General features: G+C 51.2%; 20 protein-coding genes. 17 read left to right on the forward strand and 3 right to left on the reverse strand.

Annotated features, from left to right (window positions below; genetic code table 11):
• Positions 1-9 precede the first annotated feature (9 nt).
• From ihfB to ACM5QY_RS12265, 10 genes are all read left to right on the forward strand, one after another.
• Positions 10-294 carry an integration host factor subunit beta gene (ihfB, locus tag ACM5QY_RS12220; RefSeq protein ID WP_013574835.1) on the forward strand — a complete coding sequence of 95 codons (285 nt, stop codon included), beginning with the start codon at positions 10-12 and terminating at the stop codon, positions 292-294.
• 252 nt (positions 295-546) lie between these two features.
• Entirely contained in the window at positions 547-2,820 is a 2,274-nt protein-coding gene (locus tag ACM5QY_RS12225) for a ComEC family protein (RefSeq protein ID WP_416120852.1), read from the forward strand.
• Positions 2,821-2,858: 38 nt separating this feature from the next.
• Positions 2,859-4,607 (forward strand): lipid A ABC transporter ATP-binding protein/permease MsbA, encoded by a 1,749-nt coding sequence (gene msbA / locus ACM5QY_RS12230; protein WP_416120854.1) that lies wholly within the window; start codon positions 2,859-2,861, stop codon positions 4,605-4,607.
• Positions 4,604-5,593, forward strand: coding sequence for a tetraacyldisaccharide 4'-kinase (lpxK, locus tag ACM5QY_RS12235; RefSeq protein WP_416120855.1), 990 nt, complete (start codon positions 4,604-4,606; stop codon positions 5,591-5,593). The genes msbA and lpxK overlap by 4 nt, the downstream gene beginning before the upstream one ends.
• A gap of 349 nt (positions 5,594-5,942) precedes the next feature.
• Complete coding sequence (gene cspE / locus ACM5QY_RS12240) at positions 5,943-6,152, forward strand: transcription antiterminator/RNA stability regulator CspE (protein WP_104921457.1); 210 nt, start codon at positions 5,943-5,945, stop codon at positions 6,150-6,152.
• Between the two features lie 249 nt (positions 6,153-6,401).
• Entirely contained in the window at positions 6,402-6,614 is a 213-nt protein-coding gene (locus ACM5QY_RS12245) for a cold-shock protein (RefSeq protein WP_104921458.1), read from the forward strand.
• 95 nt (positions 6,615-6,709) lie between these two features.
• Complete coding sequence (locus tag ACM5QY_RS12250; protein ID WP_416120856.1) at positions 6,710-7,933, forward strand: winged helix-turn-helix domain-containing protein; 1,224 nt, start codon at positions 6,710-6,712, stop codon at positions 7,931-7,933.
• A gap of 381 nt (positions 7,934-8,314) precedes the next feature.
• Entirely contained in the window at positions 8,315-8,497 is a 183-nt protein-coding gene (locus ACM5QY_RS12255) for a Trm112 family protein (RefSeq protein ID WP_104921460.1), read from the forward strand.
• Positions 8,494-9,252: a 3-deoxy-manno-octulosonate cytidylyltransferase gene (gene kdsB, locus ACM5QY_RS12260; RefSeq protein WP_416120857.1), complete on the forward strand. Its 759-nt coding sequence runs from the start codon at positions 8,494-8,496 to the stop codon at positions 9,250-9,252. Before ACM5QY_RS12255 ends, kdsB begins: the two co-directional genes overlap by 4 nt.
• A gap of 182 nt (positions 9,253-9,434) precedes the next feature.
• Entirely contained in the window at positions 9,435-10,328 is an 894-nt protein-coding gene (locus ACM5QY_RS12265) for a YcbJ family phosphotransferase (protein WP_416120858.1), read from the forward strand.
• Here the strand turns inward: ACM5QY_RS12265 and elyC are convergent.
• Entirely contained in the window at positions 10,321-11,109 is a 789-nt protein-coding gene (gene elyC / locus ACM5QY_RS12270; RefSeq protein ID WP_416120859.1) for an envelope biogenesis factor ElyC, read from the reverse strand. The genes ACM5QY_RS12265 and elyC overlap by 8 nt on opposite strands.
• Before the next feature lie 156 nt (positions 11,110-11,265).
• On the opposite strand from elyC, the gene cmoM reads away from it, so the two are divergent.
• The 7 genes from cmoM to ACM5QY_RS12305 all read left to right on the forward strand — a co-directional run bounded on the left by cmoM (position 11,266) and on the right by ACM5QY_RS12305 (position 22,215).
• The gene (cmoM, locus tag ACM5QY_RS12275) at positions 11,266-12,051 is read left to right on the forward strand and encodes a tRNA uridine 5-oxyacetic acid(34) methyltransferase CmoM (RefSeq protein WP_416120861.1); all 786 of its coding nucleotides are present in this window, start codon (positions 11,266-11,268) and stop codon (positions 12,049-12,051) included.
• A complete protein-coding gene (gene mukF / locus ACM5QY_RS12280; RefSeq protein ID WP_416120862.1) occupies positions 12,048-13,370 on the forward strand; it encodes a chromosome partition protein MukF in 1,323 nt (440 codons plus the stop codon). The genes cmoM and mukF overlap by 4 nt, the downstream gene beginning before the upstream one ends.
• Positions 13,351-14,082, forward strand: coding sequence for a chromosome partition protein MukE (gene mukE, locus ACM5QY_RS12285; protein WP_416120863.1), 732 nt, complete (start codon positions 13,351-13,353; stop codon positions 14,080-14,082). Before mukF ends, mukE begins: the two co-directional genes overlap by 20 nt.
• Positions 14,079-18,527, forward strand: a complete 4,449-nt coding sequence (gene mukB, locus ACM5QY_RS12290) for a chromosome partition protein MukB (RefSeq protein ID WP_416120864.1) — start codon at positions 14,079-14,081, stop codon at positions 18,525-18,527. The genes mukE and mukB overlap by 4 nt, the downstream gene beginning before the upstream one ends.
• Positions 18,528-18,935: 408 nt before the next feature.
• The gene (gene ldtD, locus ACM5QY_RS12295) at positions 18,936-20,786 is read left to right on the forward strand and encodes a L,D-transpeptidase (protein ID WP_416120865.1); all 1,851 of its coding nucleotides are present in this window, start codon (positions 18,936-18,938) and stop codon (positions 20,784-20,786) included.
• Positions 20,787-20,964: 178 nt separating this feature from the next.
• Positions 20,965-21,516 carry a YcbK family protein gene (locus ACM5QY_RS12300; RefSeq protein ID WP_104921469.1) on the forward strand — a complete coding sequence of 184 codons (552 nt, stop codon included), beginning with the start codon at positions 20,965-20,967 and terminating at the stop codon, positions 21,514-21,516.
• A 51-nt stretch (positions 21,517-21,567) separates the two neighbouring features.
• Positions 21,568-22,215: an MBL fold metallo-hydrolase gene (locus ACM5QY_RS12305; RefSeq protein WP_416120866.1), complete on the forward strand. Its 648-nt coding sequence runs from the start codon at positions 21,568-21,570 to the stop codon at positions 22,213-22,215.
• A 77-nt stretch (positions 22,216-22,292) separates the two neighbouring features.
• Here ACM5QY_RS12305 and ACM5QY_RS12310 read toward each other — a convergent pair whose 3' ends face one another.
• Positions 22,293-23,483, reverse strand: coding sequence for an amino acid aminotransferase (locus ACM5QY_RS12310; RefSeq protein WP_416120867.1), 1,191 nt, complete (start codon positions 23,481-23,483; stop codon positions 22,293-22,295).
• 242 nt (positions 23,484-23,725) lie between these two features.
• Positions 23,726-24,838 carry a porin OmpC gene (gene ompC / locus ACM5QY_RS12315; protein ID WP_416120868.1) on the reverse strand — a complete coding sequence of 371 codons (1,113 nt, stop codon included), beginning with the start codon at positions 24,836-24,838 and terminating at the stop codon, positions 23,726-23,728.
• Positions 24,839-24,908: the final 70 nt, after the last annotated feature.

A 24,908-nucleotide genomic window follows, 5' to 3' on the forward strand; every position in this document is an offset into this window, starting at 1 on the left:
GGAGGTACTATGACCAAGTCTGAACTTATTGAAAGACTTGCTGGCCAGCACTCTCATATCCCGGCGAAAGCTGTTGAGGATGCAGTGAAAGAGATGCTTGAGCATATGGCTGCAACCTTGGCTGATGGTGAACGCATCGAAATCCGTGGGTTTGGCAGTTTTTCTCTTCACTACCGTGCTCCGCGTGTGGGGCGCAACCCTAAAACGGGCGATAAAGTTGAGCTGGACGGCAAGTACGTTCCGCACTTCAAGCCAGGTAAAGAGTTGCGTGATCGCGCGAACATTTATGGCTAAGGTTTATGCCTGAAACATAAATGACTGCCTATAGCGAATGTAAAACGGTGCCTTTAACGGCGCCGTTTTTTTTGCCATTTTTCGGGCTGATGGCCCTCTTCATTTCGACTGTTCTGCAAATAATTTGCGTAACGCCTCGCATCCATTCCTTCTGACACTTGCCCCTTCCCAGCTCAAAAACCATACTCCGGCCCTGACATTGCTCTGAATTTCAGACCGTTTAACGCTGAGGGTGAAAACATCAAAATCTCATTGGACGAGGTCGCAATTGCCATAATCACAGGAATGGTGCCGTTAATTTTTCTTGCCACAATCCCCCCGACTGCTCTGCTTGTAGCTTTGTTACTGACAGGCTGCCTGCTGTTCTCTCCTGACCGCAAAACACTCAGACTGATTGCCATCGCATTACTGAGTTTTTGCTGGGCCGCGTTTCAGGGGCAGATGCAGCTTCAGCAGATTTCTGTTCTGAAAGGTGCTAGACGTGAAGTTATCGCTGAGGTACAGACAGTGAATCTGGGCACAGAAGGTTCTTCCCGCTTCTTCAAGATAGAAAAGGTGGACGGCAAGCGCGTTTTTCCTCCAGCCTTATTCCGGGCTAAGTGGGAAGGGGAGAATGAGCCGTTAATGGCAGGACAGCGATGGAAAATGCTTGTCAGCTTGCGACCTGTTCATAGCCTGCTCAATGAAGGCGGTTTTGACGCACAGCGCTGGGCGTTGTCTCAGCACGCACCGCTGACCGGTACAATCTACAGCGGGGAGCCTCTCGACGCGAAAGCAAGCTGGCGCCAGCAATTTATTCAACGCGTCCGGCAAACAATGCCAGAACTTGTGAATACACCGGTGCTGATCGCTTTGGCATTTGGTGAGAAAGGGCTGATACAAAAGCCGGAAATGCAGGTGTTGCAGCGTACCGGAATTGCGCATCTGGTCGCGATATCCGGCCTGCATATTGGTATTGCCGCGCTGTTTGGCGGCTGGCTGGCGCGTATGTGCCAATTGTTTATGCCCGTCAGATTTATCGATTACCGCTTTCCACTGCTGATCAGCGAAGTTTTCCTGCTGACTTATACCTGGCTTGCCGGTTGCAACGCACCTGCTTTACGAACCGCAATGGCTTTTTCATTATGGATTTTACTGCGCTACTTTCGGGTTCGCTGTCATCCCTGGCAGATATGGCTGTGGGGCGTGGCGCTTTTACTGGTGACAGATCCGATGAATTTACTGTCGGACAGTTTTTGGCTGTCATGCCTTGCGGTGGCTTCGCTGGTTTTCTGGTTTCAATGGGTGCCATTACCGGCAAGGTTTCAGCACCGCGGGTACTGGTATTTCGTGCGCTGGGGACATTTACAGGCTGGGATCACGTTGCTTTTACTGCCACTGCAAATAGGGATTTTTCACGGGATCAATATGGCGTCTTTCCTCGCCAATATATGGGCTGTGCCGGTTGTGTCACTGCTCACGGTTCCCTGCGTCCTGGTCGTCCTTCTTTTAAATCTCTTTCCCGCAGGCTGGCTGACAGGAATTCAGTCATTACTCTGGCAAGGAGCCGATTACACGCTGAGTGTGGCTCTGTGGGGTGTCAGGCCGTTTACCGGCGCATGGTATTCTCTCGGGGAAAATTGTCTGGCAATCAGTTTATTGGGATGGCTGACCATTATCTTTTGTCGTACCGGGCATGTGAAACAATGGCTTTCGATATTGCTGTCGTTTTGCGCGGTATCCGTTGTGTGGTACGGGCGAGTTCCCGCCGAGCGCTGGCGCGTTGATATGCTGGATGTCGGGCATGGTTTGTCCGTGCTGATTAGCCGCAATGGGAAAGGCATTCTCTACGATACAGGGAATAAATGGGAAGGTGGTTCTGCGGCTGAGCAGAATATTGTGCCATTTTTAAATTGGCGAAATATCGATTTAGAACAGATAATTATCAGTCACAACGATATGGATCACCGTGGTGGTTTGTCATTCCTGCAGTCGCGATATCCTCAGGCAAGTTTGCGGGACAGTTCAATGTCGGATGATAACCTTGCCTGTGTGGCAGGGGAGCACTGGCAGTGGCAGGGGCTGAATTTCAACGTTTTATGGCCGGAGGCAAAAACTGCCGATGCCCGAAATGATGACAGCTGTGTCATCCGAATCGATGATGGCTCGTTCAGCGTGCTACTCACCGGCGATATTGAAGCTGGCACGGAAAAAGCCTTAATCAGAAAATGGCGGGAAAAATTGCACTCAACTGTGCTTCAGGTTCCTCATCATGGGAGTAATACGTCTTCTTCACCGCCGTTTTTGCGCACCGTTGCGCCGGAAACGGCACTGGCTTCGGCAGCACGTTTCAATAAATGGCATTTGCCTGCGCACAAAGTTGTTAGCAGATACAACAAAGCCCGCTATGACTGGCACTCCACTTCGGATTCCGGTCAGATCAGTCTGTTCATTTACGGTGATTATTGGGCAATTAAAGGCTTACGAGAGCAATTAAACCCACGTTGGTATCACCGCCGGTTTGGAGTATCAGCAGATAATGAGTAGAATAGACCGCTATTTCTTTCAATGCTGGTTGATATTGCATGATGAACGATAAAGATCTCTCCACGTGGCAGACATTCCGTCGCCTGTGGCCGATGATCACACCTTTTAAAGCTGGGCTGGTCGCTGCGGCTATTGCGCTGGTTGCCAACGCCGCCAGTGACACCTTCATGCTGTCTTTACTGAAACCGCTCTTAGATGACGGATTTGGAAAAGCAGACCGCTCAATTTTACTTTGGATGCCATTGGTCGTCATCGGCCTGATGATTGTCCGTGGTGTGAGTGGATACATTTCGAGTTACTGCATCTCATGGGTATCGGGCAAGGTGGTCATGCATATGCGTCGCCGTCTGTTTGGCCACATGATGAGAATGCCGGTTGCATTTTTTGACCAGCAATCCACAGGTACGTTGCTTTCCCGAATTACCTATGATTCAGAACAGGTGGCTTCATCGTCTTCCAGCGCTCTGGTGACCGTTGTGCGTGAAGGGGCCTCGATCATTGGCCTGTTTATCATGATGTTTTACTACAGCTGGCAGCTTTCCGTGATTCTGCTGGTGATTGCACCGATCGTTTCTATTGTTATCCGCGTGGTGTCCAAACGTTTCCGTAACATCAGTAAAACGATGCAAAATACGATGGGGCAAGTGACAACAAGCGCAGAACAGATGCTGAAAGGGCACAAAGAAGTCTTAATCTTTGGTGGCCAGAAAGTGGAAACTGAGCGTTTTGACAAAGTCAGTAACCGTATGCGCCAGCAAGGTATGCGCATGGTTTCTGCTGCCTCAATATCTGACCCGATCATTCAGCTGATTGCTTCTCTGGCACTGGCTTTCGTGCTGTATGCGGCAAGCTTCCCGTCTGTTATGGAAACGCTGAGCGCCGGTACGATTACCGTGGTCTTCTCCTCGATGATTGCGTTGATGCGCCCGCTGAAATCCCTGACTAACGTCAACTCTCAATTCCAGCGCGGTATGGCAGCATGCCAGACGCTGTTCTCTATTCTGGACATGGAACAGGAAAAGGACGAAGGGAAACTGGAAGTCAAACGCGTTAAGGGCGAGGTTGAGTTCAAGAACGTGACCTTCTCCTATCCTGGCCGCGATATTCCAGCATTACGCGATATTTCTTTCGCGCTGCCTGAAGGGAAAACAGTCGCGCTGGTAGGTCGTTCCGGCTCCGGTAAATCCACTATTGCAAACCTGCTGACGCGTTTCTATGACATTCAGGAAGGCAAAATCCTGATGGATGGTCATGATTTGCGGGAATATACCCTGTCATCACTGCGTGATCAGGTGGCGCTGGTATCGCAGAACGTTCATTTGTTTAACGACACAATCGCCAACAACATTGCGTATGCCCGCACCGATCTCTATTCCCGTGAAGAAATCGAGAAAGCTGCGAGGATGGCGTATGCGATGGACTTCATCGGTAAGATGGAAAAAGGTCTGGACACGGTGATCGGTGAGAATGGCGTTCTGCTTTCTGGTGGCCAGCGCCAGCGTATCGCGATTGCGCGTGCATTGCTGCGTGACTCACCCATTCTGATCCTCGATGAAGCGACTTCTGCGCTGGATACCGAGTCCGAACGCGCTATTCAGGCCGCTCTTGATGAGCTGCAGAAAAACCGTACGTCTCTGGTGATTGCGCACCGTTTGTCGACAATCGAAAAAGCTGATGAAATTCTGGTGATTGAGGATGGCTGCATTGTCGAACGCGGCTCACACGCTCAGCTGCTGGAAGAACGTGGTGTTTATTCGCAACTTTACCGGATGCAGTTTGGCCAATGATTGAACGTATCTGGTCAGGTAAATCACCGCTCTATCTGTTGCTTTTGCCTTTATCCTGGCTGTACGGGTTAATCTCGAATTTAATCCGTTACAGCTATAAATCCGGGCTTAGAAAAAGCTGGCGAGCACCTGTGCCCGTGGTGGTCGTGGGGAATCTCACTGCCGGAGGCAATGGCAAAACACCGGTGGTTATCTGGCTGGTCGAAACGTTGCAACAGCATGGTTTCCGCGTGGGTGTCGTATCACGCGGTTACGGCGGCAAGGCTGAAAGTTATCCGCTGGTATTAACGGAGGAGACTCTTGCTGCACAGGCGGGTGATGAACCGGTACTGATATTTCAAAGAACCGGGGCCGCCGTTGCGGTGTCCCCGGTGCGATCAGAGGCGGTAAAAGCGTTACTTGCCGCGCATGAGCTGGATGTCATCATCACGGATGATGGCTTGCAGCATTACGCGCTCCAGCGTGATGTTGAGATTGTGGTTATCGATGGAGTGCGGCGCTTTGGTAATGGTCAGTGGCTGCCTGCCGGGCCGATGCGCGAACGTCAGGCTCGTCTGCGTACTGTGGATGCGGTGATTACCAACGGTGGCACAGCGCTTGCCGGTGAGCTGACTATGGTTTTACAGCCGGGCAAAGCGGTGAACCTGGTGACCGGTGAACAGCGCGATGCGGCCACGCTAAAGAATGTGGTAGCTATGGCGGGTATTGGTCATCCGCCACGCTTTTTTGCGACACTCAAACAACTGGGGCTGGTTCTGCAAAAGGAAATCGCCTTTGCTGATCATCAGGCTTATTCTCCTGAACAGATTTCTGGTGCGATACAACCCGATCAGCAACTGCTGATGACGGAAAAAGATGCCGTGAAGTGCCGTTCTTTTGCTCAGGCGGCCTGGTGGTATTTGCCTGTCGAAGCCAAAATTCAGGGCTTACAGGCTGAAAAATTACTGCAAAAAATAGCTGATCTTATTTTGAAAACCCATCTTTAAGGTGGCTGAACCACCGGAATTCATTGCAATTATTATAAATTTACGTAAATTTAAAATCACTAACCATCTGATTTTAAAGATGTATTTAAATGAATTTTATTTCTTCTGAAGATTATTACACAACGTGACTTGCTATTTTTTTCGGGTTATGAGTAAATGTGTGCAGCCTGTGTTGCAGCGCTATTTATGTATGAGTGTAGAGTAAAGCAGTTCCTCCCAGACGTTATCTCTTTCCCGATGATTCCGCTTCCAAGACGAACCTTCTAAAGTCCCTCCCATAAGTAATTGTGTGAACTATTGGCCAACATTGCCGAATGGCAGGATTTTATTAAGTGAAAAGGTTTTAAATATGTCTAAGAAAATGGGTCAGGTTAAGTGGTTCAATGAAAGCAAAGGTTTTGGTTTTATTGAGCAAGCTGACGGCGGCAAAGATGTCTTTGTACATTTCTCCGCAATCGCAACGGATGGTTTCAAAACTCTGGCTGAAGGCCAGCGTGTAGAATACACCATTCAGGACAGCCCGCGCGGTCCGGCTGCTGCTAACGTTATCGCTCTGTAATCAGAGAATAATGTGATGATATGAAACAACGCGAATTGTCTTTCATATCAGCAGAATAAAGCCCGCCCAACGGCGGGTTTTTAGTGTCAGTAAAGAAATTGGCTTTAAGAAGTCTGCAGTAAAAATAATCGTTAAACAAATTCGCTCATTAGAGGTTTTTTATAAAAAAATAACTTAGATATGGGCAAACGCATCCGAACAATAATAAAAAAGTGTGTTCATGGATGCCCAAAAGAAAGGATAGAAATTATGATGTTAAAAATGGGTTTAGTTAAATGGTATAACCAGGCTAAAGGCTACGGTTTTATTTGCCCTCTCGATGGTTCTTCTGAAATTTATGTTCAGCGTACCTCCATTGCCAATACAGGCAATAAATCACTGAGCGCCGGTCAACGTGTGGAGTTCACCACGTACCGCAGCGTAGCACATGGCCCTTCAGCGGCTGATGTTATTGCGTTCTGAGTCTGGTTTTTGTTATCTGCCGTTGAGCTGAATTTTACGCCCCGGCAAAAACATGCTATCGGTATCCACAGTTTATCGCTGCCACGGATACCGATATGTCTCACCCGGTTATATCTCTCAGTTCGGCCCGCACCCTGCATTTATCTGCACAAAATCTTCTCAAACCTCTGACCCGAAAACCGTCTGCCGATGATGTTGTCGATTCCATTCAAAAAATGGGATTGCTGCAAATCGATACGATCAGCGTCGTCGCCAGAAGCCCTTATCTCGTGTTGTTCAGCCGCCTCGGCAACTATTCACCGCAATGGCTTGAAGAGGCATTATCTGCAGGGAAAGTTTTTGAATACTGGGCACACGAAGCCTGCTTTATTCCCCGTGAGGATTATGGGCTGTTGCGGCACAAAATGCTGAACCCGCAGGCAATGGGGTGGAAGTTTTCTCAGGACTGGTTTGATGAGCACCATGAGGATATCCATGATTTGCTCAGTCATATCGCCCAAAATGGCCCGGTACGCTCCGCCGATTTTAGCGCAGAGAAGAAATCAAACAGCGGCTGGTGGGACTGGAAACCGCATAAAAAACATCTGGAAACGCTGTTCACCTCCGGAAAGCTGATGGTGTCCGAACGGCGTAATTTTCACCGTGTCTATGACCTGGCTGAACGCGTGATGCCCGGATGGGATGACGCCACCCAGGCATTGAGTCAGGAAGCGGCGGAATACCAAATGATGCGACGTTCGGCGCTATATCTGGGGTTATTCAAATCGGAATGGCTGGCGGATTACTATCGCCTTAAACGTGTGGATACCCGGAAGGTGATTGAAGTTCTGCTGGCAAGTGGAGAAATTAAACGGGTAGAGGTCACCGGGCTGGAGGGGAGTTATTATGTCCACCGGCAACAATTTCCTTTGCTGAAAAAAGCGCTTGAGTCGCGAATTACCTCAACAGTCACGACGTTACTTTCGCCGTTCGACCCGGTGGTGTGGGATCGCAAGCGCGCCTCAACGCTCTTTAATTTTGATTACCGGATTGAATGCTATACGCCGGAAGCAAAACGGCAGTACGGGTATTTCACGTTACCGATTTTACATCGTGGTGAGCTCATCGGGCGGGTAGACGCTAAAATGCACCGGAAGGAAAAAATTCTGGAAGTGAAAAGTCTGCATCTCGAGCCTGATGTTAGCGTGACATCCCGGCGTACGCAGGACATTCATGGTGCAATTACGCGATTTGCTGCATGGCAGGGCGCAGAAAATGTGCTGCTGACGAAAGGGCCGGAAGAGTTTGGCGAGTTATGGAAGACAGGCTGGCAGATCTGATTTTCTAAAGCAAAACGGCTGCATCAGGCAGCCGTTTATTCACGATGATTGCAGGTGTTACTCAGCATTAGTGGCTGAAGTTAGCGAACATTGCGATGATTTTGTTAATGGTTTTCATATTTCTGCTCATATTTGAAGTTGATAATGTGATGTTCATCACAAAAAAAATTGTACTCCCACGAAATCCTCAACGCAATCCTTCAAACACGATATTTTTTAATCACAATAATTTAACTTTCTGCTGGCGCAACAGAAGGTGACGTGAGGATTAACGGAGAAGGGGCGTTATGCTATTCTCTGGAGCCGTTGTGTTGTGTTTTTCAATGCATTTTTGCGTTACATCCAGCTGAAATGCGGTGTAGTCGCCTCCGGGAGGAATTAATGGACCATCGTTTACTTGAAATCGTTGCGTGCCCTGTGTGTAACGGGAAGCTGTACTTCAATAAAGAAGCGCAGGAATTAGTGTGTAAAGCTGACAGTCTGGCTTATCCGGTTCGGGATGGCATTCCAGTATTATTAGAAAACGAAGCCCGCCCGCTTTCTGTTGATGAGACACATCCATGAGTTTTATTGCAATTATCCCCGCTCGTTTTGGGTCCAGCCGCCTGCCGGGTAAGCCTTTAGCCGACATCAACGGTAAACCAATGGTCGTGCATGTGATGGAACGTGCGCTGGAATCCGGTGCGAAGCGCGTGATTGTGGCAACCGACCATCCGGACGTTGTCGCCGCGGTAGAAGCCGCTGGTGGTGAAGTCTGCCTGACCCGCCCCGATCATCAGTCAGGCACCGAGCGTCTGGCAGAAGTTATCCAAATTTGTCAGTTTGCTGATGATGAAATTATCGTTAACGTACAGGGCGATGAGCCGCTGATCCCACCGGTGATTGTCCGTCAGGTTGCTGAGAATCTGGCTAACAGTATTGCGGGCATGGCAACGCTGGCGGTACCGATCGAATCGGCTGAAGAAGCTTTCAATCCTAACGCGGTAAAAGTGGTTCGCGATGTCAATGGCTACGCCATGTACTTCTCCCGAGCGGCCATTCCGTGGGAACGTGAGCGTTTTGCCGTTTCTAAAGACACGATTGGGGACGTCTTCCTGCGCCATATCGGTATTTACGCTTACCGTGCCGGTTTTATCCGTCAGTACGTTCAGTGGGAGCCGAGCAAACTGGAGCACATCGAGTTGCTCGAACAACTCCGGGTGCTGTGGTATGGTGAAAAAATCCACGTTGATGTCGCGAAAGCTATTCCTTCAGTAGGGGTAGATACTCCGGAAGATCTGGAACGCGTGCGTAAGATTCTGGGCCACCCGCATTCCTGATCCCCATTTAGCGGACGGAATGTGCCACATTCCGTCCCTTCTTATCTGACGTTACTTCCCGTTTCCTCAATATCCTTTCTCTCCTGAAGTAATTATCCGGTTTTTGTTTGATCTGAAACGGGGCATTCATTTATCGAAGCTTTCATCATAAACGCTAGTCTTTTCGTCACTGCGAATACGTTATGGAACAGCTAAAAGCCGAGTTAAGTATTGTTTTGGGCGAGCGTTTATCCCGCCTTGAATGTGTCAGTGAGCAGCCCTATGCCCATCTTTTTTCTCTTTATGATGAGCAGGGCTACGCAATGCCGCTAATGGCGAAAAGTTTTGTCTGCGAGGGGATTGCCGGGCAGGAAGCGTACAAACTCTCCATGCTGGCCAGAGAAGGTGTCGTGCGTGTGCCGACGGTTTACGGCATGGTGACAACACATCAAAAACCTTATCAGGAAATTTTGCTGATTGAGCGCCTGCGCGGTGTCTCCGCGGAAGCCCCAACCCGGACGCCGGAACGCTGGCAAATATTGCAGGAGCAAATTGTTGAGGCGATGCTGGCCTGGCACCGTATTGACAGCCACGGTTGCGTCGGTTCAGTCGACAGCACCCAGGAAAACCGCTGGGAAAACTGGTATCCGCAACGGGTTGAAGTGCTGTGGTCAACCTTATCAAATTTACAGGCGCCGGAACTCACGCCGGAAGATCGCACGGTGCTTTTCCGTTCCCGATCCAGCATTCCGACCTTATTCCGGGAATTCGATGACACACCGGTTCTGGTTCACGGTAATCTCTCATTGCGCAGTCTGCTCAAAGATCCCCGCAGCGATCAGCTTCTGGCGATGATTAATCCGGGCACCGTATTATGGGCACCGCGTGAATTTGATTTATTCCGGCTTTGGGAAAAAGGCATGAGCGAGCAACTGCTGTTCAGTTACCTGCAAAAAGCGCCCGTCTCAGAGACCTTTCTCGAACGCCGTTGGTTCTATTTGCTGTGGGAATCTGTCGCGCACCTGATCCACACAGGAAAACTCGATCGCCGCCAGTTTGATTATGCGCGACAGCAACTGTTGCCGTGGCTTAACTGACGGGTTTTGTTTCGGATGACGGCAACGTCATCCATTGCCAGATGCGCCCCAACGTTTCGTACCACGCCCGTTCACTGTGAGATAAGAAAAGTGCCTGCGGAAGGGCTCTTTCCCACGGATTGAGTGGGGAATCAATCGCCAGCTGATTGGCCGGTGCCGGGATCGGATTTAATCCCTCCTGCCGGAAGAAAACTAACGCGCGCGGCAGATGGTTGGCAGAGGTCACCAGGACGAAAGGCTGATCCCCGGCCAGAATTTTTACCTGCTGTGCTTCCTGATGTGTATCCCGTGGTTTATCGAGCAAAATGATATCGCTCTCCGGCACACCTAAACTCTCCGCCACTTTCCCCGCTACCGCCGCACTGCTCACCGGATTGGTCATAGCCTGCGCGCCGGTAAAAACGATTTTCGACCCGGGATTTGCGCGATAAATACGGATCCCTTCCGCCACGCGGGGCAGGCTGTTACTGATTAAGTTGGAGCTGGGTGCCCAGTCCGGATTATAGGTATAGCCACCGCCCAGAACGACGACGTATTTCACCGGCGGATGTGCCTGAGGTTGATAAGTCGGATAGCCGGATTCGACGGGACGAAGCAAATGATCAGCAACCGGCTGAAGGCTCAGTAAGAGCAACAGCAGCCAACTCAGTGAAAAAAACACTTTTCCGGTTTTTTGCCAGCGAGTCATCCACAACAACACCAGCGCGATCGCCATCATCAGCAGGATAAAAGGCAGAGGCAATAACAGACCGCCGACAGTTTTTTTTAGGATAAATAGCATCAGAAACCGGTCCTTTTGGGTGAAAAAACGACATCCGGGCGTGAATCAGCGTCAGGATGATTTATTCTACGTCAGCCTGTGCCAAAATAGCACTTCACGCGGCGATGCCGCACAGAGATAACCCGGCAAAACGTTTTCAGGAACAAGGCTCAATTCATGCAGGATCGAAATTTTGACGATATGGCCGAGAAGTTTTCGCGCAATATTTACGGCACAACGAAAGGACGTATCCGTCAGGCTGTGCTGGGTCAGGATCTGCAGGAGTTGATGAAGACTTTGCCCCAACGGCCATTGCGCATTCTTGATGCGGGCGGCGGCGAAGGGCAAATGGCCTGTGAACTTGCCGCTTTAGGACATCAGGTCTTGTTGTGCGATCTCTCCGGTGAGATGATCCGTCGCGCGCAGGCTGCGGCGATTGAAAAAGGTGTGAGCGACAACATGCAATTTGTACATTGTCCCGCTCAGCACATTGCAGAACATTTGGAAGAACCGGTTGATCTGATATTGTTTCACGCGGTCATAGAATGGCTCGCGGAACCCCGGCAGGCGCTGGCCGCACTGACCGACTGTCTGGTGCCAGGTGGCGCAATCTCGCTGATGTTTTACAATATCCACGGTCTGGTTATGCGACACATGATCCTGGGCAATTTCGGTCATGTTGAAGCCGGTGTGCCAAAAATCAAAAAAAGCTCCCTGTTGCCCGATCATCCGCTGGAACCTGCGCAGGTCTATCAGTGGCTCGAAGAGCTTGGGATGCAGATAAGCGGCAAGACCGGTGTTAGAGTATTCCACGATTATTTGCGAAACAGACAACAACATAAGCAGGATTTTGACGCGCTTCTTGCGCTTGAACAGCGTTATTGCCGCCAGGAACCTTTTGTTAGTTTGGGACGTTACATCCATGTGATGGCGCACAAACCCATTCTGAAGGACGAATTATGAGTGAATTTTCCCAGACTGTACCCGAACTGGTCGCCTGGGCACGGAAAAATGATTTCTCAATTTCGCTGCCAACGGAGCGGCTGGCTTTTCTTCTGGCAATTGCCACGTTAAACAGCGAGCGCCTTGATGGGGAAATGAGTGAAGGTGAGCTGGTCGACGCGTTTCGCCACGTCAGTAAAGGCTTCGAGCAGACAAACGAAACAGTCACCGTACGTGCTAATAACGCCATCAATGATATGGTGCGTCAGCGCCTGCTCAACCGTTTTGTCAGTGAACTGGCGGATGGCAATGCCATTTATCGTCTGACGCCGCTGGCCATCGGTATTTCAGATTACTACATCCGTCAGCGTGAATTTTCTACCCTGCGGTTGTCTATGCAGTTGTCGATTGTTGCACAGGAACTCAAGCGTGCGGCCGATGCCGCCGAAGAGGGTGGCGATGACTTTCACTGGCACCGTAACGTCTATGCGCCGCTGAAATATTCCGTCGCTGAAATTTTTGACAGCATCGATATGACCCAGCGGATCATGGATGAGCAGCAGCAGGGCGTAAAAGATGATATCGCCGGGCTGCTCAATAAAGACTGGCGTGCGGCCATTTCCAGCTGTGAAATGCTTTTGTCAGAAACCTCGGGCACGCTACGTGAGTTGCAGGATACGCTGGAAGCCGCGGGCGACCTCTTGCAGGCGCATCTTATGCGTATTCAGGATGCCACGATGGTGGAAATGGATCTGAGCTTCGTCGACAAACTGGTGTTCGATTTACAGAACAAACTTGACCGTATCACCAGTTGGGGCCAGCAGGCTATCGACCTGTGGATTGGCTACGACCGTCACGTGCATAAATTTATCCGTACGGCCATCGACATGGATAAAAACCGCGTATTTGCGCAGCGTCTGCTGCAGTCGGTTCAGAACTATTTTGATCAACCCTGGACGCTGACATTTGCCAATGCCGACCGCTTACTGGATATGCGAGATGAAGAACTGGCCTTGCGCAGCGAAGAAGTCACCGGTGAGTTACCGCCGGACCTCGAATTTGAAGAATTTAACGAAATCCGCGAACAACTTGCGGCATTGATTGAACAGGCATTGCAGGTTTATCAAGAACAGAAAACGCCGCTCAATCTGGGCATGGTAATGCGCGAATACCTCAAACAGTATCCGCGTGCCCGACACTTTGATGTCGCGCGAATTGTGGTCGACCAGGCAGTTCGCCTTGGTGTGGCTGAAGCAGATTTTTCAGGGTTGCATGCCGAATGGCAGGCAATCAATGATTACGGAGCCAAGGTGCAGGCCCATGTCATCGACAAATATTGAACACATAATGCCAGCTAAGCTGGCGCAGGCACTGGCAAATTCAGTGTTTCCTGCCCTCGACAGCCAGCTGCGTTCTGGCCGCCATATCGGCATCGACGAACTCGATAACCACGCTTTCCTGATGGATTATCAGGAAGAAATGGAGCTGTTTTACAGCCGCTACAGCGTAGAACTGATCCGGGCACCTGAAGGTTTCTTCTATCTTCGCCCGCGCTCGACGACGCTGATCCCCCGTTCGGTGCTTTCCGAGCTCGATATGATGGTCGGGAAAATTCTCTGCTATCTGTACCTCAGCCCGGAGCGCCTTGCGCATGAAGGGATTTTCACCCAGCAGGAATTGTACGACGAATTGCTGAGCCTGGCCGATGAAAACAAGCTGTTGAAATACGTCAACCAGCGCTCTACCGGCTCAGATTTAGACCGCCAGAAATTACAGGATAAAGTCCGTACTTCACTGAACCGTCTGCGCCGTCTGGGCATGGTGTATTTCATGGGTGCCGACAGCAGCAAATTCCGTATCACCGAAGCGGTGTTCCGTTTTGGCGCGGATGTTCGTAGCGGCGATGATGTACGTGAAGCACAGTTACGGATGATCCGTGATGGCGAAGCGATGCCTGTCGACAGTGCGTTGTCATTGAACGATGAAAGCGAAGAGGGCGAATCGCAGGCCGGGCTGCAAGGGCACGAGAGCGCAGAGGATGAACAGGAATGATTGAACGCGGTAAATTTCGCTCACTGACGCTGGTTAACTGGAACGGGTTCTTTGCCCGGACTTTTGACCTCGATTCACTGGTCACCACACTTTCCGGCGGTAACGGTGCGGGTAAATCCACCACGATGGCCGCCTTTGTGACGGCGCTGATCCCCGATCTGACGCTGCTGCATTTCCGTAATACCACGGAAGCTGGCGCGACGTCAGGTTCCCGCGACAAAGGTCTGCACGGTAAATTGCGTGCGGGCGTCTGTTACTCGGTGCTGGATGTCGTGAACTCGCGCCATCAGCGCATTGTGGTTGGCGTGCGTCTTCAACAGGTCGCAGGCCGTGACCGCAAGGTGGACATCAAACCTTTCACCATTCAGGGCTTGCCGGTTGCGGTTAATCCGACGGAAATGCTGACCGAAACGGTGGGAGAACGTCAGGCTCGCGTGCTGTCTTTGCAGGAACTGAAAGATCGCGTCGAAGCCATGGAAGGTGTCCAGTTTAAGCAGTTTAACTCGATCACGGATTACCATGCGCTGATGTTCGATCTGGGTGTCATCCCGCGTCGTTTACGTTCAGCGTCTGATCGCAGCAAGTTCTATCGTCTGATTGAAGCCTCGCTGTACGGCGGGATCTCCAGCGCCATCACCCGTTCCCTGCGCGACTATCTGTTGCCGGAAAACAGCGGTGTGCGTAAGGCCTTCCAGGATATGGAAGCCGCGCTGCGTGAAAACCGCATGACGCTGGAAGCCATTCGCGTAACGCAATCTGACCGTGACCTGTTCAAGCATCTGATTTCTGAAGCGACATCCTACGTGGCGGCCGACTATATGCGCCACGCCAATGAACGTCGTATTCATCTCGATGGCGCGCTGGTATTTCGGAACGATTTGCTCACCAGCCGCAAACAGCTGTCCGGCGAGCAATACCGTCATGTCGAAATGGCGCGTGAACTGGCCGAGCAGAGCGGTTCGCAAAGTGATCTGGAAACCGATTATCAGGCAGCCAGCGATCATCTCAGTCTGGTGCAGACCGCGATGCGTCAGCAGGAAAAAATCGAGCGTTATGAAGGTGATCTCGAAGAGCTTACGTACCGTTTGGAAGAACAGAATGAAGTCGTGGCGGAAGCCAGCGAACTGCATGCTGAACATGAAGCGCGAGCCGAGGCCGCCGAGCTTGAAGTCGATGAGCTGAAAAGCCAGCTTGCCGATTACCAGCAGGCGCTGGACGTTCAGCAAACCCGTGCTATTCAATACCAGCAGGCGTTGCAGGCCATTGAACGTGCGCGCGACCTGTGTCAGATCCCGGATCTGAGCACCCAAAACAGCGAAGCGTGGCTGGAAACGTTCCAGAGCAAAGAACAGGAAGCCACTGAAATCCTGCTCCAGCTGGAACAGAAAATGAGTGTGGCGTCAGCGGCGCACAATCAGTTCGAAACCGCCTATCAGCTGGTGGTGAAAATCGCCGGTGAAGTCAGCCGCAGTCAGGCCTGGCAGACGGCGCGCGAATTATTACGTGACTGGTCTTCTCAGCAACATCAGGCGGAGCGCGTCGAACCGCTGCGCATGCGTTTGTCCGAGCTTGAAAACCGCCTTCGTGAGCAGCAGGACGCTGAGCGTCAGTTGCAGGAATTCTGTAAACGCACCGGCCAGGATGTGCAGCCGGAAGATCTGGACGAAATGCAGCGCGAGCTGGAAGTGCAGATTGAAGAGTTGCAGGGCGTGGTTTCGCAGGCCGGTGAGCGCCGCATGGAAATGCGGCAGGAGCTGGAGCAGGTTCAGTCGCGTATTCGTGAACTGACTGCCCGCGCACCTGTCTGGCTCGCCGCTCAGGAAGCACTGAGTCAGTTGAGCGAGCAAAGTAAGGAACCGCTGGAGAACAGCCAGCAGGTGACTGAGTACATGCAGCAGTTGCTGGAAAGTGAACGCGAAACAACGGTCGAGCGTGACGAAGTCGCTGCGCGTAAACGCCGCATTGAAGGCCAGATTACCCGTCTGAGCCAGCCAAGCGGTGCAGAAGACTCCCGCATGATTGCACTGGCAGAGCGTTTCGGTGGCGTACTGTTATCTGAAATTTATGATGACGTCACCATCGATGATGCGCCGTACTTCTCCGCATTGTATGGCCCTTCGCGCCACGCGATCGTCGTGCCTGATTTGTCTTTGATCCGAGATCAACTCGATGGTCTCGACGATTGCCCGGAAGATCTCTATCTGATTGAAGGGGATCCGCATTCATTTGACGATAACGTCTTTGAAGTGGATGAGATGCAGGGCGCGGTGCTGGTCAAAACCGGCGACCGCCAGTGGCGTTACTCCCACTTCCCGCAGGTGCCGCTGTTTGGCCGTGCCGCGCGTGAAAACCGTCTTGAAACGCTGCATAAAGAACGCGAAAGTTTATCCGAGCGTTACGCGACACTGTCCTTTGACGTCCAGAAAATCCAGCGCGCGCATCAGGCATTCAGCCGTTTCATCGGCAGCCATTTGGCCGTTGCTTTTGATGCTGACCCAGAAGCAGATATCCGCACGCTGAGCGGACGTCGGGGTGAGCTTGAGCGCGCACTGAATGCACACGAAAGCCAGAACCAGCAACAACGTCAGCAATACGAACAGGCGAAAGAAGCTGTCGCGATGCTGAATAAATTGCAACCCCGCGTCGGATTGTTATGCGATGAAACGCTCATCGACCGTGTTGAAGAAATCCGTGAAGAAATGGATGAAGCGCAGGATTCTGCCCGCTTCATCCAGCAGCACGGTGTTTCACTGGGTAAACTTGAACCGCTGGTCTCGGTATTACAAAGTGACCCGGAACAGCATGAGCAACTGAAAGAAGATTATGCGCAGGCTCAGCACGCACAACGTCTGGCAAAACAACAGGCGTTTGCGCTGACCGAGGTGGTTCAGCGTCGCGCTCACTTCGGCTATACCGACTCTGCCGGTATGCTGAATGAAAACAGTGATCTGAATGACAAACTGCGTCAGCGTCTTGAACATGCGGAGGCGGAACGTACCCGCGCCCGTGAGCAGATGCGTCAGCATCAGACACAATATACGCAGTACAGTCAGGTTCTGGCATCACTGAAAAGTTCGTTTGATGCTAAACGCGACATGCTCAAAGAGCTGAGTCAGGAATTACAGGATATCGGGGTTCAGGCCGATCCGAACGCCGAAGCGCGCGCCAAAACACGTCGCGATGAACTGCACACCGCCCTGAGCACAAACCGCACCCGCTGCAACCAGCTCGAAAAACAGATTACATTCTGCGAAGCCGAGATGGACAATTTGCAGAAGAAACTACGCAAGCTGGAACGCGATTACCATCAGAGCCGTGAACAGGTAGTGACGTCGAAAGCCGGATGGTGTGCAGTCATGCGTTTAGTGAAGGATAATGGCGTTGAGCGCCGTCTTCACCGCCGCGAGCTGGCCTACATGGGCGGCGACGAACTGCGCTCCATGTCGGATAAATCGCTCGGTGCGCTGCGTCTGGCGGTGTCTGACAACGAACATCTGCGTGATGTGCTGCGTCTTTCCGAAGATCCAAAACGTCCTGAGCGTAAAATTCAGTTCTACATTGCGGTTTATCAGCATCTGCGCGAGCGTATCCGTCAGGATATTATCCGCACCGACGATCCGGTTGAAGCCATCGAACAGATGGAAATCGAGCTGGGACGTCTGACCGAAGAACTGACCGCGCGTGAACAGCAACTGGCGATCAGCTCGAAGAGTGTGGCGAACATTATTCGCAAAACGATTCAGCGTGAGCAAAACCGTATTCGCCAGCTTAACCAGGGCCTGCAAGCCGTGGCATTTGGACAGGTTAAAAGTGTGCGTCTGAATGTCAATGTGCGCGAAGCCCACGCCGGTTTGCTGGATGTGCTTTCTGAGCAACAGGAACAGCATCAGGATTTGTTCAGCAGCAACCGTCTGACCTTCTCCGAAGCGCTGGCAAAACTGTATCAGCGACTCAATCCGCAAATTGATATGGGGCAACGCACGCCGCAAACGATCGGTGAAGAGCTTCTGGATTACCGTAATTACCTCGAAATGGAGGTAGAAGTTAACCGTGGTTCAGATGGCTGGCTGCGTGCAGAAAGTGGCGCGTTGTCTACCGGTGAAGCGATCGGTACCGGTATGTCGATTCTGGTGATGGTGGTTCAGAGCTGGGAAGACGAATCGAGCCGTATGCGCGGTAAAGATATTTCGCCTTGCCGACTGTTGTTCCTCGACGAAGCGGCGCGTCTGGATGCTAAATCCATCGCCACGCTGTTTGAGCTTTGCGACCGGTTGGAAATGCAGCTTATTATCGCTGCACCCGAAAATATCAGCCCGGAAAAAGGCACGACTTACAAACTGGTGCGTAAAGTGTTTGGCAATAATGAACACGTACATGTGGTGGGTTTGCGTGGCTTTGCGCCGGAACTTCCGGTACTCGCCGCGACGGAAGCCGACGCTTCCTGATGCGTTTCTGAAGTCCTGACGCCCTGGTATTATACCGGGGCGTTTTTTTATTGTTTGCAGTTCCTTATTTTCTTCATACTTCTTTTCTTAAATATTCTTTTACCCTCAGATAATTACTTATTCATTTCTCTAATGCTTTCTTAGAAATACTTCTCAGCTATAAATAACAATTAAGATTTTTATAAGCGACTGTGTGATTAATGAGCTAATGCCTTGCAGGCCAATGGAAAGTACACAATGAAGTCTTTATTTCGGCTGACGGCTGGCTTAGAGTCTTTACGTGAGAGGCGGACTCTATTGCATTGAGTTCCTGCGCAAAAAAAGAAATCTGTTTATATACTTAATCCAAGAGCTGCTGGCTTAATTTTTGGGGATCAGATTGGGCAATTTATCGGGAGGCAAGGGAAAATGTTAATGAATCAAAGGTCTCTCAAGTTTTTAGTCGCCAGCTGTCTGCTGGCAAGCGGTCTGTCACCCTGGTTTTCAGCCTGGGCCACAGTACCCACTATGCCGGTAGGAAAGACGACGCTTTCAAGCGTTCAGAGCATGAGTCAGTTGCAGGCAGAACTGGCGCCACGCGGCATTCGTCCGCTGTATTTATCCTCTTTGTCCTCACTGTATGCTGCCAATCATATGCAGCCTATGTGGAAGGACAGAGAATCCATCCAGATTTTCCAGCAGCAGTTAGCTGAACTGGCGATTTCAGGTATTCAGCCGCAATTCACGCAATGGGTAAGATGGCTGACGGATCCTGAGGTCAAAGGCATGGCGCGCGATGTTGTCCTGTCCGATGCGATGCTGGGATATTTGCAATTTACCAGCAGCATTGAAGCCAATGGTGACACCTGGCTTTACAGCAATGTGCCGTACAAAATGACAACGCCGCCGCTGACGGTGATTAACCAGTGGCAACTGGCCGTCCGTCAGGGCGATACGACGCGCTATCTGTCAACGCTGACGCCACAACACCCTTACTATGCCAAAATGCACGATGCACTGAAGCTGATGCTTGCGGACAATCGTCCGTGGCCAGTGATGCGTGGCGCGGCGAGTTTGCGTCCGGATCAAATCAGTGATGATGTGCCTGCGTTGCGCGAAATTCTGACCCGTACGGGAATGATGGTTGCGTCGCCGGAAGAGGCCAAATCGCCGAAGCCGACCGATGAGACCATTGCGCCTAACGTGCCGGGAAGTGCGGCGAATGATGATTTATCGGTCGATGAGGCCGCCGATAAAGCGCAACCTGCGACGCCAGCGGTCAGCCCTTCGGCGACGTCGGTTCAGGATGTGTTGCCAACGGTCCAGGCCGGTGGAACGCCTGCGCCTGCCGTGCCGGTCGCTGTGTCGAACAATCAGTACACGCCGGATCTGGTCGAAGCGGTTAAACGCTTCCAGAAATGGCAGGCGCTGGAAGCGGACGGCATTATTGGCGGACGTACCCGCCAGTGGCTGAATGCGTCTCCGCAATTGCGTGCCACATTGCTGGCGCTCAATATTCAACGTTTACGTATTCTGCCGGGTAATGTGAATACGGGCATTATGGTGAATATTCCAAACTACCAGCTCACCTATTATCTCAACGGTAGCGAAGTGTTGTCCTCGCGGGTCATTGTCGGTCGTCCGAGCCGCAAAACCCCGCTGATGAGCAGTGCGCTCAATAACGTGGTGGTAAACCCGCCGTGGAACGTGCCGACAACGTTAGTACGCGAAGATATTGTGCCGAAAGCCATGAACAATCCGACGTACTTCCAGCAGCACGGTTATCAGGTCTTGTCAGGCTGGAGCAATGATGCGGAAGTGATTGATCCGTCGATGATTGACTGGGCCATGGTTTCACCAAGCCATTTCCCGTATCGCATCCGTCAGGCGCCTGGGGCAAGCAACTCCCTGGGTCGCTATAAATTTAACATGCCAAGTTCCGATGCCATTTATCTGCATGACACGCCTAACCACAATCTGTTCAGCAAAGATATTCGCGCGCTGAGCTCCGGGTGTGTGAGGGTGAATAAAGCTTCTGAGCTGGCCAATATGCTGTTGCAGGATGCGGGCTGGAACGATACCCGAATTTCTTCAGCGCTTCAGGGCGGCAATACGACCTATGTGGCGATCCGCCATCATATACCGGTAAAACTGTTCTATCTGACGGCGTGGGTGGCTGACGATGGTAAGCCGCAATTCCGCACAGATATTTACAATTACGATGCGACAGTGCGATCGGGTGCACAAATTTTGCCTCAGGCAGAAATTTTGCTCCAATAAATGCAGTAAAACTAATCTGATAAGGGTCTGAGTATTTGGCCTGACAACGAGCGTGAGCCACCGGCACGCTCGTTTTGCTTTACGGGGTCCCTTGACTCGCAGAAATTTGGCGGTTAAGGTTCAAAACGGTTCCGAATGGGGCTTATTTTTGACTCTCTTACCGGATAGTAAACTGTTCATGAATGAAATCGACAAACATCGCCGTAAATGGCTGGCATTAGGCAGTGCCGCTATGGGGATTGCATTGCTTCCGAGTCGTGCATTTGCCACTCTTTCCACACCTCGTCCGCGTATTTTAGTGGTTAACAATCTGAATACCGGCGAAACCCTCAAAACTGAGTTTTTTGATGGAAAGCGTTATAACAAGGATGAGTTGGCCCGGTTGAATCATCTGTTCAGGGACTATCGTGCGGAAAAAGTAAAAAGTATCGATCCCGCGCTTTTCGATCACCTTTACCGTTTGCAGGTTATGCTCGGTGGGGCGAATAAACCGGTTCAGCTGATTTCCGGCTACCGCTCTCTGGCAACCAATAACAGCATGCGCGAACCGGGAAGCGGCGTAGCAAAACACAGTTACCACACGCTCGGGCAGGCCATGGATTTCCATATTCAGGGCATCGAACTGAGTAATATCCGCAAAGCAGCATTAAAAATGCGGATGGGTGGTGTAGGATATTATCCACGAAGTAACTTTGTGCACATTGATACCGGGCCAGCACGAACCTGGTAGTGTGCGTAATTAATGGCCTGCCCAAACGGACAGGCCATTTTGTGGAGCCCTATGAAATTCCATCTTATTACAGTCACGGCGTTCAGCCAGAATTGCTCACTGATTTGGTGTACGAAAACCAATCAGGCCGCGCTTGTCGATCCGGGCGGTGAAGCAGCCAAAATAATTCGCGAAGTTTCTGACAAAGGTGTGCTGGTCACGCAAATTTTGCTGACACACGGCCATCTTGATCACGTCGGTGCCGCAGCAGAACTGGCTGCGCATTATCAGGTTCCGGTTATCGGGCCACAAAAAGAAGATCAGTTCCTGCTCGATGCCTTGCCGACGCAAAGCCAGATGTTCGGCCTTGACCATTGTGACCCGCTGACGCCAGATACCTGGCTGGAAGAAGGGGATACCGTGAACGTGGGCGAAGAAGTCCTTTCGGTATTGCATTGCCCGGGACATACGCCGGGACACATTGTTTTCATCAATGATAAAGCGCGGCTGGCGGTTTCCGGTGATGTAATTTTTAAAGGCGGAGTAGGGCGCAGTGATTTCCCGCACGGGGATCATCAGGCGCTGATTCATTCGATCAAGGCAAAATTATTGCCGCTCGGGGATGATATCGTCTTTATTCCAGGACACGGGCCAATGTCCGATTTTGGGTACGAACGTAAAAATAACCCGTTCCTGCAGGATGAACAGCCGGTCTGGTGATTTTTCCGGTTGCCAGAATACAAAAAGCCCGTCAGTTACCTGACGGGCTTTTTAATGGAACTCAGAACCTCAATTTCTTACAGCACGGCAACGATGGCTTCACACAACGGTGCCATGTTGTCGAACGTAATACCGGCGACATTAATACGACCAGAGTTTACCGCGTAAACGCCGAATTCATCCCGCAGACGCAGTACCTGATCTTTGGTCAGGCCGCTGAACGAGAACATTCCGTTCTGATTAATAATGAAGCTGAAATCCTGCTGCGCGCCTTTTTCCTGCAACGTGCTGACAAACAGCTGACGCATACGGTGAATGCGCTGACGCATATCACTCAGTTCCTGCTCCCACAGCGTGCGCAATGCTTCGTTACCCAGAATAGTGGCAACAACCGCTGCGCCGTGTGCTGGCGGGTTGGAGTAGTTTGCGCGGATAACGGATTTCACCTGGCTGAATGCGCGGTCTGCGGTTTCGGCATCGGCAGCCACTAACGTACAGGCACCGACGCGCTCATTGTATAAGCCGAAATTTTTTGAGTAAGAGCTCGCGACCAGCAATTCTTTATGGTTAGCCACGAACAAACGCAGCCCGGCAGCGTCTTCTTCCAGACCTTTAGCGAAACCCTGATAGGCGAAATCAAACAACGGCAACCAGCCCTTGGCAACAGACAATTCAGCCAGCTGAGCCCACTGCGCTTGTGTCGGATCGATACCTGTCGGGTTGTGGCAGCAACCATGGAATAACACCACGTCACCTGCCTGTGCTTCACTCAGGCTCTTAAGCATGCCGTCAAAGTCGAGGCTGTGATTGGCAGCGTCGTAATAATTGTATTCTGCAACGTCCAGACCTGCGGCCGAGAAAACGCCTTTATGGTTCGGCCAGCTTGGGTTGCTGACCCACACGCGTTTGGCACTGGTCTGCGTGGCGATAAAATCAGCGGCAATACGCAGCGCGCCGGTCCCGCCAGGCGTTTGTGCAGTGCGGGCACGTTTGTCGGCAATAACAGGGTTGCCTTTACCAAACAGCAATTCCTGCGTGCAACGTGCGAAATCAGGTAACCCGTCGATGCTCAGATAGGTTTTTGTCGTTTCATTTTCCAACAGGAATTGTTCGGCTTTCTTCACACTGGTCAGAACCGGCGTTTTACCGGTTTCATCTTTATAAACACCAATCCCCAGATTGATTTTATTTGAGCGGTCGTCAGCGCGGAAAAGATCGGAAAGACCCAGAATCGGGTCGGCAGGTGCTGCAGTGATTTTTTCAAACATGTTGGAAACTTCCATAGCCTGATATTTCGAAAGAGGGCATCAGGGTAACGCCGGAGCCCCTTTTTGCCAACCGTTTGCGGCAAAAAGAAAGCAGAGTTGTGAGAAAGCGTGCGAGATTAAAATAATTTATGAGATGAGGTGGCAAAGCGGTTTTTCGGCAAACGCATAAATGCAAAAGGCAGAGCCGAAGCCCTGCCTTGATATCCACTTTGATGTGCCCGTAAGCGCATCGTTAAGCGATATTAGAACTGGTATTGCAGGCCAACACCAACGGTGTCGTCTGTGGTGCGACCCGCTGCTTTGGTGTAGTCGTTGTCGTCCAGCAGGTTGATTTTGTAGTCAACGTAGGTAGACATGTTTTTGTTGAAGTAGTAGTAAGTACCAACTTCGATGTATTTAACCAAGTCTGCATCGCCGCCAGTGTAGGTTGAACCGTTTTTGGTGAAGCCATCCAGGTCCTTACCTTTAGACTGCAGGTATGCGATAGATGGACGCAGACCGAAGTCGAATTGGTATTGAGCTACAACTTCAAAGTTCTGAGTTTTGTTAGCAATCGCAGCCGGGTTACCGTAATCGGTGGTGTTGCGTGATTCACCGTAGAAGGTTGCCAGGTATAAATTGTTCGCATCGTATTTAGCGCCGAATGCGTATGCGTCTGCTTTGTCACCAGTACCATCTTGTTTTTGCAGAGTAGTACGGTTAGAAGAGAAGTAAGCACCTGTCAGGCTAACACCTGAGTTGCCGATAGCATAAGCGGTAGAAGTACCCCAGCCGTCGCCATTGGAATCAACTGCACCACGGCTGTCACGACCTTCGTCGTTTTTACCCTGGTACTGTACAGCGAAGCTCAGGCCATCAACCAGACCGAAGAAGTTGCTGTTACGGTAAGTTGCCAGACCATTTGCACGACCAACCATGAAGTTGTCGTTATTCTGGTACATGGTGTCATCGCCAAAGATTGGCAATTGGTCGGTGTAGGACATTACGTCGTAGATCACGCCGTAGTTACGACCGTAGTCGAATGAACCTGCATCACCGAATTTCAGACCTGCGAAGCCCAGACGAGTTTTGTTGCCTTCGTCGCCAGCGCTTTCTGCGTGGTTAGCCTGAACGTTGTATTCCCACTGGCCGTAACCGGTCAGTTGGTCAGTAATTTGAGTTTCGCCTTTGAAGCCGAAACGAACATAAGTCTGGTCGCCGTCATCGCTAGCATTGTCAGAGAAGGTGTGGCGTGCATCAACTTTACCGTACAGATCCAGTTTGTTGCCGTCTTTGTTATAGATTTCTGCTGCATTAGCTGCACCAGCAACTAACAGAGCTGGGATTACCACTGCAAGAATGTTGCGCTTCATCATTATTATTACCCTCATTGGTTTTATTCGGACACCTGCCACTGCCCTAAACAATTCTTTACGGAACTATTCG

The organism is Rahnella sp. PCH160, assembly GCF_047784855.1.
Taxonomy (GTDB): Bacteria; Pseudomonadota; Gammaproteobacteria; order Enterobacterales; family Enterobacteriaceae; genus Rahnella.

What these genes read in the sequence shown, in the direction of transcription:
- ihfB (WP_013574835.1), top strand. Translation starts at nt 10, where the DNA reads ATGACCAAGTCTGAACTTATTGAAAGACTTGCTGGCCAGCACTCTCAT.
- msbA (WP_416120854.1), top strand. Translation starts at nt 2,859, where the DNA reads ATGATGAACGATAAAGATCTCTCCACGTGGCAGACATTCCGTCGCCTG.
- lpxK (WP_416120855.1), top strand. Translation starts at nt 4,604, where the DNA reads ATGATTGAACGTATCTGGTCAGGTAAATCACCGCTCTATCTGTTGCTT.
- cspE (WP_104921457.1), top strand. Translation starts at nt 5,943, where the DNA reads ATGTCTAAGAAAATGGGTCAGGTTAAGTGGTTCAATGAAAGCAAAGGT.
- ACM5QY_RS12245 (WP_104921458.1), top strand. Translation starts at nt 6,402, where the DNA reads ATGATGTTAAAAATGGGTTTAGTTAAATGGTATAACCAGGCTAAAGGC.
- ACM5QY_RS12250 (WP_416120856.1), top strand. Translation starts at nt 6,710, where the DNA reads ATGTCTCACCCGGTTATATCTCTCAGTTCGGCCCGCACCCTGCATTTA.
- ACM5QY_RS12255 (WP_104921460.1), top strand. Translation starts at nt 8,315, where the DNA reads ATGGACCATCGTTTACTTGAAATCGTTGCGTGCCCTGTGTGTAACGGG.
- kdsB (WP_416120857.1), top strand. Translation starts at nt 8,494, where the DNA reads ATGAGTTTTATTGCAATTATCCCCGCTCGTTTTGGGTCCAGCCGCCTG.
- ACM5QY_RS12265 (WP_416120858.1), top strand. Translation starts at nt 9,435, where the DNA reads ATGGAACAGCTAAAAGCCGAGTTAAGTATTGTTTTGGGCGAGCGTTTA.
- elyC (WP_416120859.1), bottom strand. Translation starts at nt 11,109, where the DNA reads ATGCTATTTATCCTAAAAAAAACTGTCGGCGGTCTGTTATTGCCTCTG.
- cmoM (WP_416120861.1), top strand. Translation starts at nt 11,266, where the DNA reads ATGCAGGATCGAAATTTTGACGATATGGCCGAGAAGTTTTCGCGCAAT.
- mukF (WP_416120862.1), top strand. Translation starts at nt 12,048, where the DNA reads ATGAGTGAATTTTCCCAGACTGTACCCGAACTGGTCGCCTGGGCACGG.
- mukE (WP_416120863.1), top strand. Translation starts at nt 13,351, where the DNA reads ATGTCATCGACAAATATTGAACACATAATGCCAGCTAAGCTGGCGCAG.
- mukB (WP_416120864.1), top strand. Translation starts at nt 14,079, where the DNA reads ATGATTGAACGCGGTAAATTTCGCTCACTGACGCTGGTTAACTGGAAC.
- ldtD (WP_416120865.1), top strand. Translation starts at nt 18,936, where the DNA reads ATGTTAATGAATCAAAGGTCTCTCAAGTTTTTAGTCGCCAGCTGTCTG.
- ACM5QY_RS12300 (WP_104921469.1), top strand. Translation starts at nt 20,965, where the DNA reads ATGAATGAAATCGACAAACATCGCCGTAAATGGCTGGCATTAGGCAGT.
- ACM5QY_RS12305 (WP_416120866.1), top strand. Translation starts at nt 21,568, where the DNA reads ATGAAATTCCATCTTATTACAGTCACGGCGTTCAGCCAGAATTGCTCA.
- ACM5QY_RS12310 (WP_416120867.1), bottom strand. Translation starts at nt 23,483, where the DNA reads ATGTTTGAAAAAATCACTGCAGCACCTGCCGACCCGATTCTGGGTCTT.
- ompC (WP_416120868.1), bottom strand. Translation starts at nt 24,838, where the DNA reads ATGATGAAGCGCAACATTCTTGCAGTGGTAATCCCAGCTCTGTTAGTT.